The organism is Nostoc commune NIES-4072, assembly GCF_003113895.1.
GTDB classification, from domain to species: domain Bacteria; phylum Cyanobacteriota; class Cyanobacteriia; order Cyanobacteriales; family Nostocaceae; genus Nostoc; species Nostoc commune.
Genome location: NZ_BDUD01000001.1, coordinates 549,315 through 566,355, shown reverse-complemented (window position 1 = coordinate 566,355; position 17,041 = coordinate 549,315). Strand labels below are relative to the sequence as shown.

Below are 17,041 nucleotides of genomic sequence, written 5' to 3'. Positions count from 1 at the left end.
CAACCCCCAAGAATTTACATAAAGCCATTAGACTTCTTGCAAAAGTCCCTAACACCCCACCCCCAACCCCTCCCCGCTAGCGGGGAGGGGAGCGTTTGCGTCAGCAAATGCGGGGTGGGGTTCTTTATTTTTGATTTATGCAAGAGGTCTATTCAATAGGTGCTCATGGGGGAAACCCCCTACAGCCCTTCGGGCATCCTACCGCAGGCGCTAGCCTCTACCTTTGGGAGAAGACCGCACTGGCTTGGCTATACAGACAAAACCCACGAAGGTGGGTTAGAAACCCTTGGTTTTATCGTGCTGACTTACTTAACACAGCCTAGATTTTGCTAAAAATAATACCATTATTTTGCCTTTACCCCAAATCAAGGAATCGATAAATTCGATAAACGTAGTTTTCAGTAATAAGTTATCCATCAAATAAATCAGGAATTTTTGGGGTACTTGACTTTGTGCCACTCACCAAGATTAGATTGTTTTAGTAGCAGTTATATTTCTCTAAAAACAAAATAATGTGGATGACAACAAGACAAGTAGTAAGCATGAAGAAATTTCATATTTACTTTAGCAAGTCTCAGTTAGAGACTGACAATGGTGAAGAAAACTTCACCTCCAAATCTGTGCGACTGAGATAAATGAACTTTTTATCAAATATAGAGTTGTGTGTAAATTTGATTTTAAGATAAATCTCAAGAATCAAGTTTGATTTTTTATTTGTACTGATTGTGCTGGTTTTGAGAAAATATCTGATACGCAATTATTCCAAAAGCCTTGTTTTTCAAAATTTACCGAGAAAAATTATGCAACTCAAACCAATCGTTTCTCTATTCACTAGCTGTGCTTTGACTGCTGTTTGTATCACTTCTATAATTAATCAAGCCAAAGCTGATGATGAAGTTCGTTTTATCTGTGCTTCAGGTTATGACCAAGCAACTAATCTGCGCTTTCCCACTACTTACGCTTGGACAGAACGGGGGAAAATTGCAATTATACGTTGGAAATATGCCTGGTTTACTAGTCAGACTGTTACCCCAGAAGAGAGGTGTCAACAAGTATCGTCTCGATTCCAGACTGCTTACAACAATCAAAGTCTGGCTTATATCGTCAATGGTACTGTGAATAATCAAGCGGTAATTTGCACAGCCAAACAAGAAGACGCTGCTTGCGATACCACACTGTTAACTCTACGACCTCAAGACAATCCTCTACAGATTCTCGATGATCTCAAAGACATTCTTAGAGGACGTGCTACTAAACCAGTAGAGCATAGTTCTAAACAACAACCAGTTTACTACAAAATTGACATCAAGAAGTTTTTGCAAACAGCCCCGGTTGAGAAGGAATAAGATCAAATTTAAATTGAGATATCGTACCTGAACCATCAGCCGCTAGGGGTTTATAACCCCTAGCTAAGAGGTTGTTTGAAAAGTGATTGGCTGTGATTTTAATTGCATTGTTACCCCCCTTAGTCCCCCCTTGTAAAGGGGGGAAACAAGAAAAATCCGGTTCCCTCGCCTTGTATTGGAGAGGGTTAGGGAGGGGGAAAAAAATATTTGATACATCAATCATGACTTTTCAAACATCCTCTAAAAGCTCAAGTCATCTCCAGATGACTAAATAAGAATTTCACTCCACTTGAGTAGAGTTAAGTTATTACCCTGCAACTTTGAGTTCTAGGCAGGATGAGTCGCTTAAAATTATTTGTTCATCATTTTTCTATATACTTTATCCAACTACAAAAATGAAACAATTCAATTCGTTGATTATCGCCATCTTAAGCACTTGCTTTCTACTACCTATCACCAACGCGGCGACATCCCAGCAAGTAGCTAATCAACCTACTTCTCTATTGGCAAGTACCTTATCTCCAGAAAAAATTCGTCAACTAGCTCAAGCTGTCACTATAAAAGTTTTAAGTAATCGTAAAGGTGGAAGTGGAGTATTAATCAACAAACAAGGGACAACTTACACCGTCCTCACCAACGCTCATGTTATTAGCAATAAGGAAAGCCATAGAATTCAAACACCTGATGGGAAAATATATACAGCTACAGTTATTAGTCAAGGTGATTCTTTAAAAGGTAATGATTTAGCCGTCTTGCAGTTTCAATCTCAAGAAAAATATCAAATCGTTGCTTTAGCCATCACCTCAGAAGTATCAGAAAATCAATCAGTATTTACTGCTGGGTTTCCTGAAGATAGTCAAGAATTAGTTATCAATAATGGTAAAATCTCCCTGTTATCTACTCAACCATTAGTTGGAGGTTATCAGATTGGTTATACCAATGAAATTCGACAAGGTATGAGTGGAGGGGCTTTATTAAATCAAGCAGGTGAATTAATCGGGATAAATGGATTAACAAACAATGCCATTTTAAATGAGGCTTATTCTTATCAGGATGGAACTCGACCCAGTGCGGAACAAATTCAGCAATTGCGACAACTGAGTTTTGCCGTTCCCATTCAAACTTTAGCCCAAGTTGCGCCTAATTTAGCAATTATTCCTCCACAATGGCGCAATCAGCAACAACCTACAAGACCAGCAAGTAAAACATTCGTTGAGAAAGTTGATAGTATTGCTCAACAGATTACTGTAAGAATTGATTCCAAAAATAATGGGAATGGTTCAGGAGTAATTATTGCTAAACAAGGTGATACTTATTATGTAGCCACTGCACTTCATGTTGTAAAAAATCCAGATAATTATAAAATTATTGCCCCAGATGGCAAGCAGTATGCAGTACAGCAATCAAACATATTTAAATCAGAGGGATTAGACGCAGCAGTGGTTAAATTTACCAGTAATCAAACTTATGCAGTTGCTAGAATTGCTAAATATAACCTATATTATTCTTGGAAAAAACCGTGATTAAACTCCAACCTGATGATGCTGAGGGCTATAGTTCACGGGGTCTTTTTTATTCTTGGTATTTGATAAATTATCAAGCAGCATTAGCAGATTATAATCAAGCGATTAAACTTCAACCTGATGATGCTGATGGCTATAGATTACGGGGTAATGTTTATTTATATTATTTAAAAAATTATCAAGCAGCACTTGCAGATTTGAATCAAGCAATTAAACTCTATAGTCAAGAGATTAAACTCCAACCTGATGATGCTAGTAACTATAGTTCACGGGGTGATGTTTATTCGCATTTAAACAATTATCAAGCAGCATTAGCAGATTATAATCAAGCGGTTAAACTCGAACCTGATGATGCTAATAACTATAGCTCACGGGGTAAGATTTATCGTGAGTTAAACAATTATCAAGCAGCATTAGCAGATTATAATCAAGCAATTAAACTCTATAGTCCAGCGATTAAAGTCCTACCTGCTAGTAACTATATTCTACGAGCTAATGTTTATTTCAAGTTCAAAAATTATCAAGCAGCATTAGTAGATTATAATCATCTGATTAAACTCCAACCTGATTATGCTGAAAACTATAAATTGCGGGGTAATGTTTATTCGCAGTTAAAAAATTATCAAGCAGCATTAGCAGATTATAATCAAGCGATTAAACTCCAACCTGATGATGGTAGTAACTATAGTTCACGGGGTTATGTTTATTCAATGTTAAAAAATTATCCAGCAGCATTAGCAGATTTTAATCAAGCGATTAAACTCCAATTTGATGATACTGATAGCTATCTTTTCCGGGCTAATGTTTATTACCAGTTAAAAAATTATCAAGCAGCACTTGCAGAGTTTAATCAAGCGATTAAACTCCAACCTGATCGTGCTGTTCTCTATGGATTACGGGCTAATGTTTATTCGCAATTAAACAATTATCAAGCAGCATTAGCAGATTATAGTCAAGCAATTAAACTCCAACCTGATAATGCTAGTGATTATAGTTCACGGGGTGATGTTTATTCAAAGTTAAAAAATAATCAAGCAGCACTTACAGATTATAATCAAGCAATTAAACTCTATAGTCAAGAGATTAAACTTCAACCTGATAATGCTAGTAACTATAGTTCACGGGCTGGTGTTTATTCTAAGTTAAAAAATTATCAAGCAGCGTTAGCAGACTTGAATCAAGCGATTAAACTTCAACCTGATGATGCTAGTAACTATAGTTCACGGGGTCAGGTTTATTTTAAGTTAAAAAATTATCAAGCAGCGTTAGCAGATTTTAATCAAGCAATTAAGATTCAGCCTGATAATGCCAACACCTACTTTTTCCGGGGTTATGTTCATGTTGGGTTAAAAGATTATCAAGGAGCATTAGCAGATTTTAATCAAGTAATTAAGCTTCAGCCTGATAATGCCAACGCCTACTTTGGACGAGGCGATGTTTATGTTGCGTTAAAAGATTATCAGAAAGCATTAGTAGATTTTAATCAAGGAATTCAGCTTCAACCTGATAAAGCCTACGCCTATGTTGGACGGGGCAATGTTTATTTTCAGTTAAAAGACTATCAAGCATCACTTGCAGATTATAATCAAGCAATTAAGATTCAACCTGATAATGCCAACGCCTACTTTTCGCGGGGCGTTATCTACCAAAAGCAAGGAAGCGATCGCGCCGCACTGTCAGAATACAATCAGGCGCTTACCAAAGATGGAAAATTTATAGCAGCTATTATCAACATTGGCAACATAAAATACGAAAATGGAGATGTAGAAGGAGCAATACAGCAGTGGCAAAAAGCTGTTCAAATTAACAGTAGTGTAGCAGAACCACAAATGGCATTAGCTGTTGCTTTATATGCCAAAGGTGAGCAACAAAAAGCTCTAAATATGGCACAAGCCGCCTTGCGTTTAGATAAAAGCTTTGCTGATGTTGACGTTCTCAAACAAAATCTTTGGGGGACGCGCTTAGTTGCAGAAGCACAAAAACTCCTTTCCCATCCTACTATCCAAGCATTGCGAACAAAGCAGTAGTTTGTGTTTCTAGCCAAACTAATTCAACCTTAAACCTCACTTTCTTGTCGAGGGTCTTCATCTGGTGGATGCCAACCACCTTTTATCCAAAGACGACGTGCCTTAATGATAGAACCCTCGTTGTGACGTTCATCATTGAAGTCTAAACGATTACAAGTAGCCCTTCCTATGGAAGTAATGCCAATGATTTTTAAACCATCTACTGACCAGATAAAGTGATCTGACCACTTTTGCTGACGAGGATGAAACAATGGGATAATTTCTCCAGTATTTGGATCAATCCCAGTTGTGAAGTTATAGCGATATCCATTGCAACGTTGACAAGCTAATGCTAAATTATCCAGTTCATCAGAACCATTTATAGAACGTGGGAGGATATGGTCAATAGAAAATTGAGCCGCACTCGCTTCTTCTAAGGAATGACAGTATTCGCAAAGAAACTTTGCCCTTTCCCTGACTAATTTTCTGATGCCACCATTAATTGTCACGATTCAGCAATGATTCTGGCATTGAGTAAAGTAAAAATCCTATCAAGTTCCAATATGCCTGTCAACTCAGCTTCCTCTTCTGAGGTGAGAAATCCAGCTTTTCTCTTAAGAGAAAGTTCTTCGAGTCGAGACTGTAATTCATCAGTAAATTTAAACAAATGTAGATTGCGAATTTTACTGATTTTGATTCCAGACTCTACCCAGAATGAAGGTTGAACCATCATTTGAGTAATCATAAACTGTGTGCATCGTTTAATTGAGCGGATTAGTTTTATTCTAACAGCGAATTTTGCTTGCTTTGCTTTTTCTAGATATCTTTATACCTGACACCCAAAAGCCCTTATCTCAAGGATTTCAGCTTACAGCAGAATTCAGGAGTAAAAGTCAGAAGTAAAACAGGGTTAGGAGTAGCCTCAGACTGAAGTCTGTTAGCGAAGTTGAAGCTGATAATGTTGAAAAAAACTTCACTCAAATAGTGTAATATCTTGCATTGGTGAATTTATTCTCAAATTGTGAGTTGATTTGGTAAATCGGAATAAGATACTTATTAGTCGAAGAAGTTAAATATTTCATGTCTCATGCATAAGCCCAAAAAAGAGTAGAAAAAGAACAATTTTTGAAACCGTCTCCTGGGCATAAAGCACGCGATTTTTTGTTACTAAGGTTATTTCACTTATTAAGGATGATTGAAAAATGAATAGAAAATTTTTAACAATAGGAACTTCAGCCATTTTAACAACTGTTATTGGGGGGATTTGTGTTAGTAATTTATTTGGTTGCCAACTACCTGGAATCGCTAAAAACCCTCAAAAATTTGAGCCTAATTTCCTAAGTGAGAATCCTAAAGAAATAAAATCAAGTATTCTTATTGCAGAAAATTCTGAAGAACAAAACCGGATTCAATTATACGAAAAAGCTAGTAAATCTGTAGTGGCGATCGCCACTGGTTTCGGACATGGTAGTGGTTTTATTGTCAGTCCAGATGGTCTAGTTTTAACTAATGCTCACGTTGTCGAAGATAGTTCTAAAGCTGTTGCAGTAGTACTAGCTGATGGTACACAAGTCTTAGCTGATTTGGTTGGTTTTGCATCTGGGGGTTTAGATTTAGCCGCACTCAAGATTCGCAATCAAAAAAATCTGCCTTATCTGCGTTTAGCTACTCCTGGTTCAGCACGAGTAGGTCAATCTGTCTATGCTATTGGTACTCCCCTGAGACTGGAATTCCAAAATACTTTGACCTATGGTGTTATCAGTCGCATTGATACAAAATTGGCCTTAATCCAACATGATGCAGCAGTGAATCCCGGCAATTCTGGAGGCCCACTGCTCAACTCTAATGGGCAAGTAATTGGTGTCAATAGTGCCATTTTTAATGATACCGAAATTAAAAGATTTATTGGCATTAGTTTTGCAATCCCTACAGAATTAATTCAGCCTTTTTTAGTAGCTGTAGAACAAGGTAATGCTCAGTTAGCAAGTGGGCGTCAACAACCTAGTAATAGTCAAGATACGGATTTACCGTTGAATGGTCAAGTTTTACAAGCGAGTCTGAAAAATGGCGATCGCATTTTACCAAATAATAGCTATTTTCACACTTATGTGTTTGAAGGTAAAGCAGGTCAACAGATAACTATTGAGATGGATAGTCAGCAAATAGACTCTCACTTATACTTACTGCTTCCTGCTAAAGAACGACTAATAGCACAGAATGACGACATTTCCCCAAAGGATTTTAATGCTCGATTGACTGTTACCTTACCAGAAAATGGTATTTACTATCTGTTGGCTAACACTTTTGAAGCAGGAGAATCTGGTAGTTACAGTTTACGCGCAGCGATATCTCAGCAGTAATTTAATGTGAGTTCGACGGGTATAAAGAACCCCACTTCCATTCCTCTCCCCGCAACGGGGAGAGGCTTTGAAACCTTGATTTTTTTGTTCAAAACTCGAAAGATTTCTGCCCCTCTTCGACACGGAGAGGGGTTGGGGAGAGGTTCATCGAACTCACGTTAATTTATTTTTAGTTGGTGAACTATTGGGTATAAATAAACATACTCAGATCCCCGACTTCTTTGATAAGTTGGGGATCTATTTGCTGAGTATTTTATGTTTAATTAGGTTGCTATACACCCTCTAAAATTTAAACTACTGCTGCTGTTGCTTTCATTGCAAAAATTTTCTCAATCACATCTTCTACTACCTTATCTGGCGTGGAAGCACCAGAAGTAATTCCCACAACAATTTCTCCATCTGGCAACCAGTTTTCTGTAGTTATCAACTGCCCATTTAATTGCCGATGTTCTATATAATCTCCTGATTTAATCCGTTCAACAGTATCAATATGATAAGAAGGAATTCCCCGCTCAAAAGCAATTTGTTGCAGTTGAGTAGTATTCGATGAATTAAACCCACCAATTACTACCATTAAATCTAAATTATGTTCCACTAACTCCAACATTGCATCTTGGCGTTCTTGAGTGGCGTCACAAATAGTATTGAAGCTTTGGAAATGCTGATTTAACTCAGTGGGGCCATACTTCTGTAACATAGTCCGCTCAAAAAGCTTGCCGATTTGCTCAGTTTCGCCTTTCAGCATCGTAGTTTGGTTAGCAATACCAACTCTTGCTAAATCTTGATCGGGGTCAAATCCTGCTGAACAAGCTTTAGCAAATTTTGTCAGAAATTCTTCACGGTTCCCACCATTGATAATATAGTCAGCAACATATTCTGCTTCTTGCAAATTCAAAACAATTAAATACTTGCCAGCAAAAGAACTAGTAGCAACTGTTTCCTCGTGCTTATATTTACCGTGAATTATTGATGTATAATCGATTTTTTTGTGTTTTTCTACTGTATTCCAAACTTTAGATACCCAAGGGCAAGTTGTATCAACAATTTTGCAGCCTTTATCGTGAAGTATCTGCATTTCTTGAACGCTAGCCCCAAAGGCGGGTAATATGACTACATCACCAGTTCCAACAACAGAAAAGTCTTTATTCTTTCCTTCAATGGGGATGAATTCTACCTCCATCTCCTGCATACGCTGATTTACAGAAGGGTTGTGGATAATCTCGTTAGTAATCCAGATGTGTTCTGTAGGGAAGTGCTGGCGGGTTTCGTAGGCCATGGCCACAGCGCGTTCTACACCCCAGCAAAAGCCAAAGGCTTGTGCTAGTCGAATTGTCACATCACCCCGTTGTAGAGTGTAATTGCGATCGCGAATTTCTTGAATCAAGTTACTCTGATACTCAGATTGCAACTGGGTGGCAACTTCTGCTTGATGACCAAACCCCTTGCGATTATAATTTTCGGAATGTTGCAGGCTGCGCTTAAAAGCTTTTGTATCCATTAGATTTGTCTACTTAAACCACTATTTCTTATTTTCTCGCGCTCAGACGCGATTTATACAAAGTTGTATTCAAAGATATTATCAGAGAGGGTAAAGGGTAAAGGATTTAATGCCTTTACCCTTTACCCTTTAACCTTTTCCCCTCTTCTTCTTGCTGGGGTTTTAATTCGATCTCGCTATAAATCTGCAATGCAGAACGCCAAACTATATAGCCTTCAGGACTTAAATGTAAGCCATCAGTAGTAAATTCGCGGCGGAGATTACCTTGTTTGTTGGTAAACAGGGGATGTAAATCGAGATATTTGACACCTTTTTTGTTACAAATACTTTGCAGTTGCTGATTTAATTCACGAATGCGACTATTGTCAACAGCCAGAAGTTTATCTCGTCCTTTCCAGGTTGCTTCATCTGCGCCATGTGGCAAAATCGATTGGACAACAATCTGCGCCGTGGGATGCGTCTTTCGTAGGTAATTGATAATTTGACGCTGATTATTTAAAATTACCCTGTCGCTCACCCCTCGAATTAGGTCATTAATGCCAATCATCACAAAAATCACCTCTGGCTGGGTGCGGTCAAATATCTCCAATCTTTTCAAAAGTCCATTGCTGGTTTCGCCAGAAATCCCTTGATTGAGCCAATTTTTACCTTCAGGTAATAACTCAGGCGGAAACCACAAACTCAAAGAATCTCCCACCAAGATCGTTAAATGCGGAGGACGTTGGTCTGCGGCTACCTTGGCTTCTTGCGTGAGGATATCTATCCACTGCTGATAAGAGAGTTGGTGACGACGACCTAAATCAGGTGTAGCAATTTCGGGTGAGAAGTTACGGCTGATTGGCTCTGGGGATGTTACTATCCCAAAAAAAGCGGACAATCTCTGCTGTTGCCAAATTAGCAGGATGACCGCCAACATTAGGATGCCGTTGGTTAACAGCGAGAAAAATGCCCAGATAGGGAAGGTTTTTACAGATGTAGACACGACTAGCGAAATTTACCAATTAATTTGAATCAAATTTTAACGCTAGCGATCGCAAATCAGCCCAATTTTGGATTTTGGATTGAAAGAAAAATCTAAAATCTAAAATCCAAAATTGAAGGACTCAGCACTCTTTACTAAGTAGGACGATCGCCAAACTCGGAGTTGTAACCTTCTTCACCGTGTTCGTTGATATCCAAACCTTGCAATTCAGCTTCTTCTTTTACACGCAGACCGACTGTAGCATCGATAATCTTGAGAATAATCCACGTACCAACACCTGCGATCGCATAAGCAACGGCAATTGCTATTAGTTCAATTCCCAATTCACCAAAATTACCACGTAACACTCCGTCTTTACCTCCGCCGTTGACTTGAGTAGTGGCAAAGATGGCGGTTAAGATTGCCCCCACAGTACCACCAACGCCATGCACGGGATAGGTATCTAAAGCATCGTCAACTTCTAGCTTGTGCTTGAAACTCACAGCATAGAAGCAAACAAAGGCAGTGATGAAACCAATTAAAATCGCTGATAGCGGTGTGACAAATCCGGCGGCAGGAGTGATACCCACTAAACCAGCAACAGCTCCTGTAGCCGCTCCTACAGCTGTTGGTTTACCCCGTAAAGCTGCTTCCAAAATTAGCCACATTAAAGCCGCCGCCGCCGCCGCCGTATTAGTGGCAACAAAGGCTGTTGTTGCTAAATTTGTTGTTAAGTTACCAGAAGTTCCACTAGCAACAGATAGGGCACTCCCAGCGTTGAAGCCGAACCAACCGAACCATAGCAAGCCAGCACCCAGCAAAATGAAGGGGACATTGTGTGGTGGGCTAAGACGATCGGGATGGGTTTTCCGAGGCCCAAGGACGAGCGCAGCTACTAGCGCTGAAACGCCAGAACTAATATGAACTACTGTCCCACCTGCAAAGTCGAGGGCACCCAATCCACCAGCTAAACCTAAGAATCCACCTTTTGCCCATACCATGTGTGCCAGGGGGGCGTAAACAAAGGTTGACCACAGCAGCACAAACAGCGAATAGGCGCGGAAACTCATCCGCTCAACGATCGCTCCAGAAATTAGGGCTGGGGTGATAATGGCAAACATGGCTTGGTAGATCGTGAATGCCTGGTGGGGTATCGTTCCGGCGTATGAGACGACATCAGCATATTTGGGGTCTGCTGCTTTGAGGGCGTCTTCATAAGGCAGATGCGGCAAGTAGCCTTGAGTTTCTAAACCAACACCATTCAACCCGAACCATTGCAATCCACCGATAAATGGTAAACCTGGTGCAAAGGAAAGACTATAACCCCAGAGAATCCAGGTAACTCCCACGATCGCCATCAACACAAAGCTCATCATCAATGTGTTTAGAATATTGCGCGATCGTACAAATCCACCATAAAAGAACGCCAATCCTGGTGTCATTAGCAGCACCAGTGCTGCTGAAATCAGCATAAATGCCGTATCTCCAGTATCAGCAGCAGGCACAGCAGCTGGTGTTTGGGCAAAAGCATTGCCCATCAGCGGCCCTCCTAAAAACAGTAGGGTCATAGCCCCAATGATCGCAATTTTCTTCAACACTTTTTTCCTTCCTAAGCACCAATTATTTGTATACTTAACTACATTTGATTACTTTTAGTTATACATTTTTGTGTTGAAAGTTACTTAACCTTAATTTTCTGGAAATGTTAACGAAAATATAATCCTGTTTGTAGTTGCCAACGTTTAAATAAGGATGTAAACATGCAATGATTGCATGTTTATTTTTTGAACAATAGCATTTTATTCAAACGCTACAAAATTCCAAATTTTTAGTTACCTACTGTTACAAACCAAGATCCTTGTGATAATTGAGAATCATTCTAAATTATTGTCAGTCACTTTGATCGGAAAATTTAGCCAAATATGTGATTTTTTTGGATATCTCCCGCATACATCCGTAGATATCCAGATGCCTGATTCTTACAGGTTAGTTGCCAAAAAATTTTTGCAATTTTGGATGAGGTATTATCCGTTTAAAAGGTAATACCATAAAAGTTCTTGGTCAAAAATAGTATAGAAATTTTACTTAAATTCTGGGTGCAAACATGATAATTAAAACACTCACTAAAGCTAAACATGCTCCGATTAAGTCGTAGCGGTCTGGAGTAACCCCGTCTACCTTCCAACCCCAGAACATTGCCATTGCGATAAACACGCCGTAAGCCGCATAGACTCTGCCAAAATTTGCCGATTGGAGAGTTGCAATAATCCCATAGAAAGCCAAAGCAATTCCACCTAATATGCCCCACCATAAAGGCTTACCTTCGCGCAACCACAACCAGACTAGGTAGCCGCCTCCGATTTCAAATAAACCAGCCCACAAAAAATACAGTAGGGACTTAATCATTTAACAGATTCTTTCATAAGATCGAACTCAGTGAAATTACGCTAACGCTTTTAACTAAAGTGTTGTCATTAATTAAAGTAAGTTTGTTGAACTGGGTACTGGGGATTGGGGACTGGGAACTGAGTACTGCGTACTAAGGAATGGGAAGAAACAAAATAAGGACTTCTTTTTTAATAATCCCTAATTCCCAATCCCCCAATCCCTAATCCCCAGTCCCTAGCCCCTAATCCCCAGAATAAGGATGAAAGCACCATTACCTGATAACGAACCACAGAGAATCGAGACGCTTTTACAGTATAAAATTCTCGACACGCCATCTGAAGCCGCTTTTGATGACCTCACCCGTTTAGCCTCGTATATTTGTCAGACTCCTACTGCTTTAATTAGCTTAGTTGATACAAACCGTCAGTGGTTCAAGTCAAAAGTCGGCTTGGATGCCCTAGAAACACATCGAGATTTCGCATTCTGTGCCCATGCTATTCTACAGCCTGATGTTTTTATTGTGCCTGATGCAACAAATGACAAAAAGTTCGCCACCAACCCACTGGTAACATCTGACCCAAAGATTCGGTTTTATGCTGGTGTACCTCTGACTAATCCTGAAGGATATGCACTAGGAACTCTCTGTGTAATTGACTACGTACCACGAGAACTTGCACCAGAACAAGTTGAGGCATTACGAACTTTAGGTCGTCAAGTCATCAAGCAACTGGAATTACGCCGAAATTTAGCAAGTTTGGTACTTGTAACCAAGAAAAGCAAACAGGCGCAGCAGGTAAGCAAGCAATTTTTCAAAAAGATTGCAGCAGGTTTTGGTTTAGCATCGGTAATTTTAGTTTTGATTGGCGTGGTTTCTTATCAAAATACAAGAGAATCTACTAATAATCGCAGTATAGTAAAAAATACTTATAAAAAAATTGAGAGTCTAGAAAAACTACAGTACCAGATAAAGGATGCTGAGACTGGACAAAGTGGTTACATTTTAACTGGAAAACAAACTTATCTCAAACCTTATCAAGCAGCACTTGGTAACGTCGAGCAAGAAATTGCCAACTTGAAAAGTTTAACAGCAGATCAACCGAATCAACAAAAGCAAATTGCAACGCTTGAATTTTTAATAAGGGCTAAACTTACTGAACTAAAACAAACTATTGACTTGCGCCAAAACAAGGGATTAGAGACGGCATTGCAAGTACTAGTGAAAAATGATCAACAAAATCTCATGGATGATATCCGCAAGGCGATTAATGAGATGGAAAACCAGGAAAGGGGACGACTCCAACAGCAGTTACAAGCAAAAAAAGCCACTAGTCGTAACACAATTCTGATACTTGCGATCGCCATAAGCCTAAGTTTTATCGTTCTTGCTGTAGTCTACTACTTCATCTATCGTGAGGTGATTGAGCGCAAAAGGACAGAAGAAGCTTTAAACCAAGAACGCAACTTTATCTCAGCAGTCCTGGATACAGCCAGCGCCTTAGTAGTAGTTGCTGACTCCCAAGGAAAAATTGTTCGCTTCAATCAAGCTTGTGAGCAAACAACAGGTTACTCCTTCGATGAGGTGAGGGGTAGGTATTTTTGGAACTTGTTCCTACCTCCTGAAGAGGTGGAGTCAGTCAAAGCAGTTTTTGAAGAATTATTAACAGGTAGAGGCTTCCTAGAACACGAAAACTATTGGGTAATAAAGGATGGTAGCCGCCGACTGATTGCCTGGTCGAATACCTTCTTAAAAGACTATGAAGGAGCGGTGGAATACATTGTTGCCACTGGTATTGACATCACCGATCACAAACGAACACAAAAGCATCTGACTGCCCAATATGCTGTAACTCGCGTTTTAGCGGAGTCCGCCACGATTAGCGAAGCTACTCGCCAAACCCTGCAAGGAATCTGCGAGAGTTTGGCATGGGATTTGGGTGAAATTTGGATGGTGGATGAGCAAGCAAATGTGCTGCGTTTTGTCGATATGTGGCATAAGGCATCCCTTGAGGTGCAAGAGTTAGCAGCACTAAATCGGCAAACCACCCTTGCACCAGGAAGTGGTCTACCTGGCCGGGTTTGGGCTAGTTCTGAACCTCTTTGGATCGCTGATATCGTTAAAGAACTCAGTTTCTCCCGCTTCAAAATCAACGCTGAAGTACAACTACATGCAGCTTTTGGTTTTCCGATTCGTAGCGGTCAGAAAATCCTTGGTGTGATTACTTGCTTTAACCGTCAGATTCAACCACCTGACCAAGATTTGCTCAAAACGGTGAATTCTATCGGTGAGCAAGTAGGGCAATTTATCCAACGTAAACAGGCTGAAGAAGAAGTACAACGGCAAAACTTGCGATCGCAATTATTTACCGAAATCACCCTCAAGATTCGCCAGTCTTTACAAATCGAAGAAATTCTCCAAATCACTGTCGAGGAGGTACAAAGAATTCTCCAGACTGACCGAGTTTTAATCTATCAAGTTTTGCCTGATGAATCTGCACCTACCGTTATTGAAGCAGTAGTTTCTGGCTTACCAACAATCAAAGAGCAAAACATCAGCGCCCCCTACTTTCGAGCCGAATATCTACAGCAGTACTATCTACAGCAGTACCGTCAAGGACAAATTTTAGGGCTAGCTAATTTCGATCTGCCAGAAGTCGAACAAAACCATCTAGAATTAATCCAACAGTTTGGGGTCAAAGTCAATTTGGTTGTGCCCATTCTTGTCAAAGAAGAACTTCGTGGTTTGCTCATAGTTCATCAGTGTGACGATTCTCACCACTGGTCTAGCTTTGAAACTCATCTTTTACGACAAATAGCCGACCAAGTAGGTATTGCCTTAGCCCAAGCTCAATTATTAGCAGCAGAAACTCGTCAGCGACAAGAACTTGAAATTGCCCGTCGCCAAGCCGAATTAGCTTCTCAGGCTAAAAGTGCCTTTTTGGCAAATATCAGTCATGAAATTCGCACTCCAATGAACGCTGTATTGGGCATGACCAGTTTGGTGTTAGATACTCCCTTAGACCCAGAACAGCGAGATTTTATTGAAACAATTCGTAGTAGTGGAGACGCCCTTTTAAGTTTAATCAACGAGATTTTGGATCTTTCCAAACTTGAGGCTGGAGAGATGGCTCTCGAAACTCTAGATTTTGACCTATCCACTTGTCTGGAAGAAGTAGTGGAATTATTGGCTCCCTCAGCCCATAACAAGGGATTAGAAATTGGCGCACTGATTGAACATAACGTCCCCACCCACCTCAAAGGAGATACTGGGAGACTGCGGCAAATTCTCATGAACTTAATCAGCAACGCTATCAAGTTCACCAGCGCTGGCGAAGTATTAGTACAAGCCGAACTGCGTTCTCTTACCTCTACTACAGCCACCATTCATTTTGCCATCACAGATACAGGTCTTGGCATTAGCCCTGAAGATCAACGCAAACTCTTTATGCCATTTACCCAAGTGGACGCTTCTACCACTCGCAAGTATGGTGGTACTGGTCTGGGATTAGCCATCTGTAAACAACTAGTGACTTTAATGGGAGGAGTCATTGGGGTAGAAAGTCAGATCGGTAAAGGATCTAAGTTTTGGTTTGAGGTGCTTTTTACAAAGCTTGTTGAGCCTGCTTTACCAAAATGCGAACGCGGACTTTTGAACAATCGCCGCTTGTTATTAGTGGATAACAACACTATTAATTACAAAATTATCTATCATCAAGCTACTCATTGGGGAATGCAGGTAGATCAAGCTGACAGTATTGCTGCTGCCCTCAAAGTTATTCAGTCAGAGCAGGGTAAATCTTATGATGTTGCCTTGGTTGATATAAAAAATGACATGATAATAGAAGAACAAATTAAAGCCAATTCTGCAATTACTAAAATACCTTTGATTATGCTCACCTCTACTAATCAACGGGATGAAGTGCAGCAGACGCTCAAAATTGGATTTACTGCTTATTTGGTCAAACCGATTAAGCCATCACGACTCCTTGATGCCATTATGAATATTTTAGAAAGTCAGTCAGAATCAGAACAAGGAGCTAAAGGCTCTTGGCTAAAAGCTACTGAAAAAATCCAAAGTCAAGAAAATTCAGGCATTCTGACCTCTTCCCCTTACCCCGCTACTAAATCGAAGTTAAGAATTCTCTTAGCTGAAGATAATTTGGTAAATCAGAAAGTAGCCTTGAAGCAACTCGATAGTTTGGGCTACAAAGCCGATGTCGTTGCTAATGGCAAGGAAGTTTTACAGCTATTAGAAAAAATTCCTTACGATTTGATTTTAATGGATTGCCAAATGCCAATTCTTGACGGTTTAGAAACCACAAAAGAAATTCATCGTTGGCAAGAAGATACTTTTGCTCTCCGTCGTCGTCCTGTAGTGATTGCGATGACCGCTAATGCGATGAAAGAAGATCAAGAAAGGTGTCTCAATGCCGGAATGGATGACTACCTGACTAAGCCAGTGTTTAAAGAAAAATTGGCTGCGACTCTAGAGCATTGGACAGGTGTAATCCTCTCAAAACAAGAGGCTGTTGTATATGAGCAGACAGTTACTACTGATTTAGCAATTGACTGGGAACACTTGCATCGGATATCGGGAAATGACACAGAATTTGAGTTAAGTCTATTGCAAGTATGCGTTGAAGATATTAAACCCCGTTTAGAGATAATTAAAGCAGCGATCGCATCTCATGACTTTGGGCAAATTGCGCGAGAAGCTCATCATCTTAAAGGTGCTAGTGCCAACATTGGAGCCACTGTTATGTATCTAGCATCTGACAAACTAGAACGATTGGCTTACCATCAAGACCTTAGAAATACTACTAACTTAATTTTAGAGTTAAAAGAATTTCTTAACAGCATTCAAGATTTTTTAATCAGAAAGGAGGTAACAAATCACACCTTCTTACCAACCAAAAACGATGATGTATAAACCCGCGATTAATGCAAAAACAGCCTTGATGC

The 17,041-nt window shown here is 39.9% G+C and carries 11 protein-coding genes; 5 read left to right on the top strand and 6 right to left on the bottom strand.

Features of this window, described 5'->3' with window-relative positions; genetic code table 11:
- Positions 1-800: 800 nt before the first annotated feature.
- The 3 genes from CDC33_RS02480 (at position 801) to CDC33_RS02470 (ending at position 4,896) form a co-directional block, all read left to right on the top strand.
- The gene (locus CDC33_RS02480) at positions 801-1,346 is read left to right on the top strand and encodes a COP23 domain-containing protein (RefSeq protein ID WP_109007152.1); all 546 of its coding nucleotides are present in this window, start codon (positions 801-803) and stop codon (positions 1,344-1,346) included.
- Positions 1,347-1,741: 395 nt separating this feature from the next.
- Positions 1,742-2,869 (top strand): S1 family serine peptidase, encoded by a 1,128-nt coding sequence (locus tag CDC33_RS02475; protein WP_109007151.1) that lies wholly within the window; start codon positions 1,742-1,744, stop codon positions 2,867-2,869.
- Positions 2,866-4,896, top strand: a complete 2,031-nt coding sequence (locus CDC33_RS02470) for a tetratricopeptide repeat protein (RefSeq protein WP_146195764.1) — start codon at positions 2,866-2,868, stop codon at positions 4,894-4,896. The genes CDC33_RS02475 and CDC33_RS02470 overlap by 4 nt, the downstream gene beginning before the upstream one ends.
- A 29-nt stretch (positions 4,897-4,925) precedes the next feature.
- Here CDC33_RS02470 and CDC33_RS02465 read toward each other — a convergent pair whose 3' ends face one another.
- Both CDC33_RS02465 and CDC33_RS02460 read right to left on the bottom strand, forming a co-directional pair.
- A complete protein-coding gene (locus CDC33_RS02465) occupies positions 4,926-5,384 on the bottom strand; it encodes an HNH endonuclease (RefSeq protein ID WP_109007149.1) in 459 nt (152 codons plus the stop codon).
- Entirely contained in the window at positions 5,381-5,620 is a 240-nt protein-coding gene (locus CDC33_RS02460; protein WP_109007148.1) for a hypothetical protein, read from the bottom strand. The genes CDC33_RS02465 and CDC33_RS02460 overlap by 4 nt, the downstream gene beginning before the upstream one ends.
- Positions 5,621-6,077: 457 nt before the next feature.
- Between CDC33_RS02460 and CDC33_RS02455 the strand changes: the two genes are divergently transcribed.
- A complete protein-coding gene (locus CDC33_RS02455) occupies positions 6,078-7,235 on the top strand; it encodes a trypsin-like peptidase domain-containing protein (RefSeq protein ID WP_109007147.1) in 1,158 nt (385 codons plus the stop codon).
- 289 nt (positions 7,236-7,524) lie between these two features.
- On the opposite strand, the gene CDC33_RS02450 is transcribed toward CDC33_RS02455, so the two are convergent.
- The 4 genes from CDC33_RS02450 to CDC33_RS02435 form a co-directional block, all read right to left on the bottom strand.
- The gene (locus CDC33_RS02450; protein ID WP_109007146.1) at positions 7,525-8,733 is read right to left on the bottom strand and encodes a 4-hydroxy-3-methylbut-2-enyl diphosphate reductase; all 1,209 of its coding nucleotides are present in this window, start codon (positions 8,731-8,733) and stop codon (positions 7,525-7,527) included.
- Between the two features lie 115 nt (positions 8,734-8,848).
- Positions 8,849-9,715: an SGNH/GDSL hydrolase family protein gene (locus tag CDC33_RS02445; RefSeq protein WP_109007145.1), complete on the bottom strand. Its 867-nt coding sequence runs from the start codon at positions 9,713-9,715 to the stop codon at positions 8,849-8,851.
- Positions 9,716-9,849: 134 nt separating this feature from the next.
- Positions 9,850-11,292, bottom strand: a complete 1,443-nt coding sequence (locus CDC33_RS02440) for an ammonium transporter (protein WP_109007144.1) — start codon at positions 11,290-11,292, stop codon at positions 9,850-9,852.
- Between the two features lie 487 nt (positions 11,293-11,779).
- The gene (locus CDC33_RS02435) at positions 11,780-12,100 is read right to left on the bottom strand and encodes a YnfA family protein (RefSeq protein WP_109007143.1); all 321 of its coding nucleotides are present in this window, start codon (positions 12,098-12,100) and stop codon (positions 11,780-11,782) included.
- Positions 12,101-12,341: 241 nt separating this feature from the next.
- Here CDC33_RS02435 and CDC33_RS02430 point away from each other — a divergent pair, with 241 nt between their 5' ends.
- Positions 12,342-17,009: a GAF domain-containing protein gene (locus tag CDC33_RS02430; protein WP_109007142.1), complete on the top strand. Its 4,668-nt coding sequence runs from the start codon at positions 12,342-12,344 to the stop codon at positions 17,007-17,009.
- Positions 17,010-17,041: the final 32 nt, after the last annotated feature.

Coding starts and splice junctions, on each gene's coding strand:
- CDC33_RS02455 (WP_109007147.1), top strand. CDS start 6,078: ATGAATAGAAAATTTTTAACAATAGGAACTTCAGCCATTTTAACAACT.
- CDC33_RS02435 (WP_109007143.1), bottom strand. CDS start 12,100: ATGATTAAGTCCCTACTGTATTTTTTGTGGGCTGGTTTATTTGAAATC.
- CDC33_RS02430 (WP_109007142.1), top strand. CDS start 12,342: ATGAAAGCACCATTACCTGATAACGAACCACAGAGAATCGAGACGCTT.
- CDC33_RS02460 (WP_109007148.1), bottom strand. CDS start 5,620: ATGATTACTCAAATGATGGTTCAACCTTCATTCTGGGTAGAGTCTGGA.
- CDC33_RS02475 (WP_109007151.1), top strand. CDS start 1,742: ATGAAACAATTCAATTCGTTGATTATCGCCATCTTAAGCACTTGCTTT.
- CDC33_RS02450 (WP_109007146.1), bottom strand. CDS start 8,733: ATGGATACAAAAGCTTTTAAGCGCAGCCTGCAACATTCCGAAAATTAT.
- CDC33_RS02480 (WP_109007152.1), top strand. CDS start 801: ATGCAACTCAAACCAATCGTTTCTCTATTCACTAGCTGTGCTTTGACT.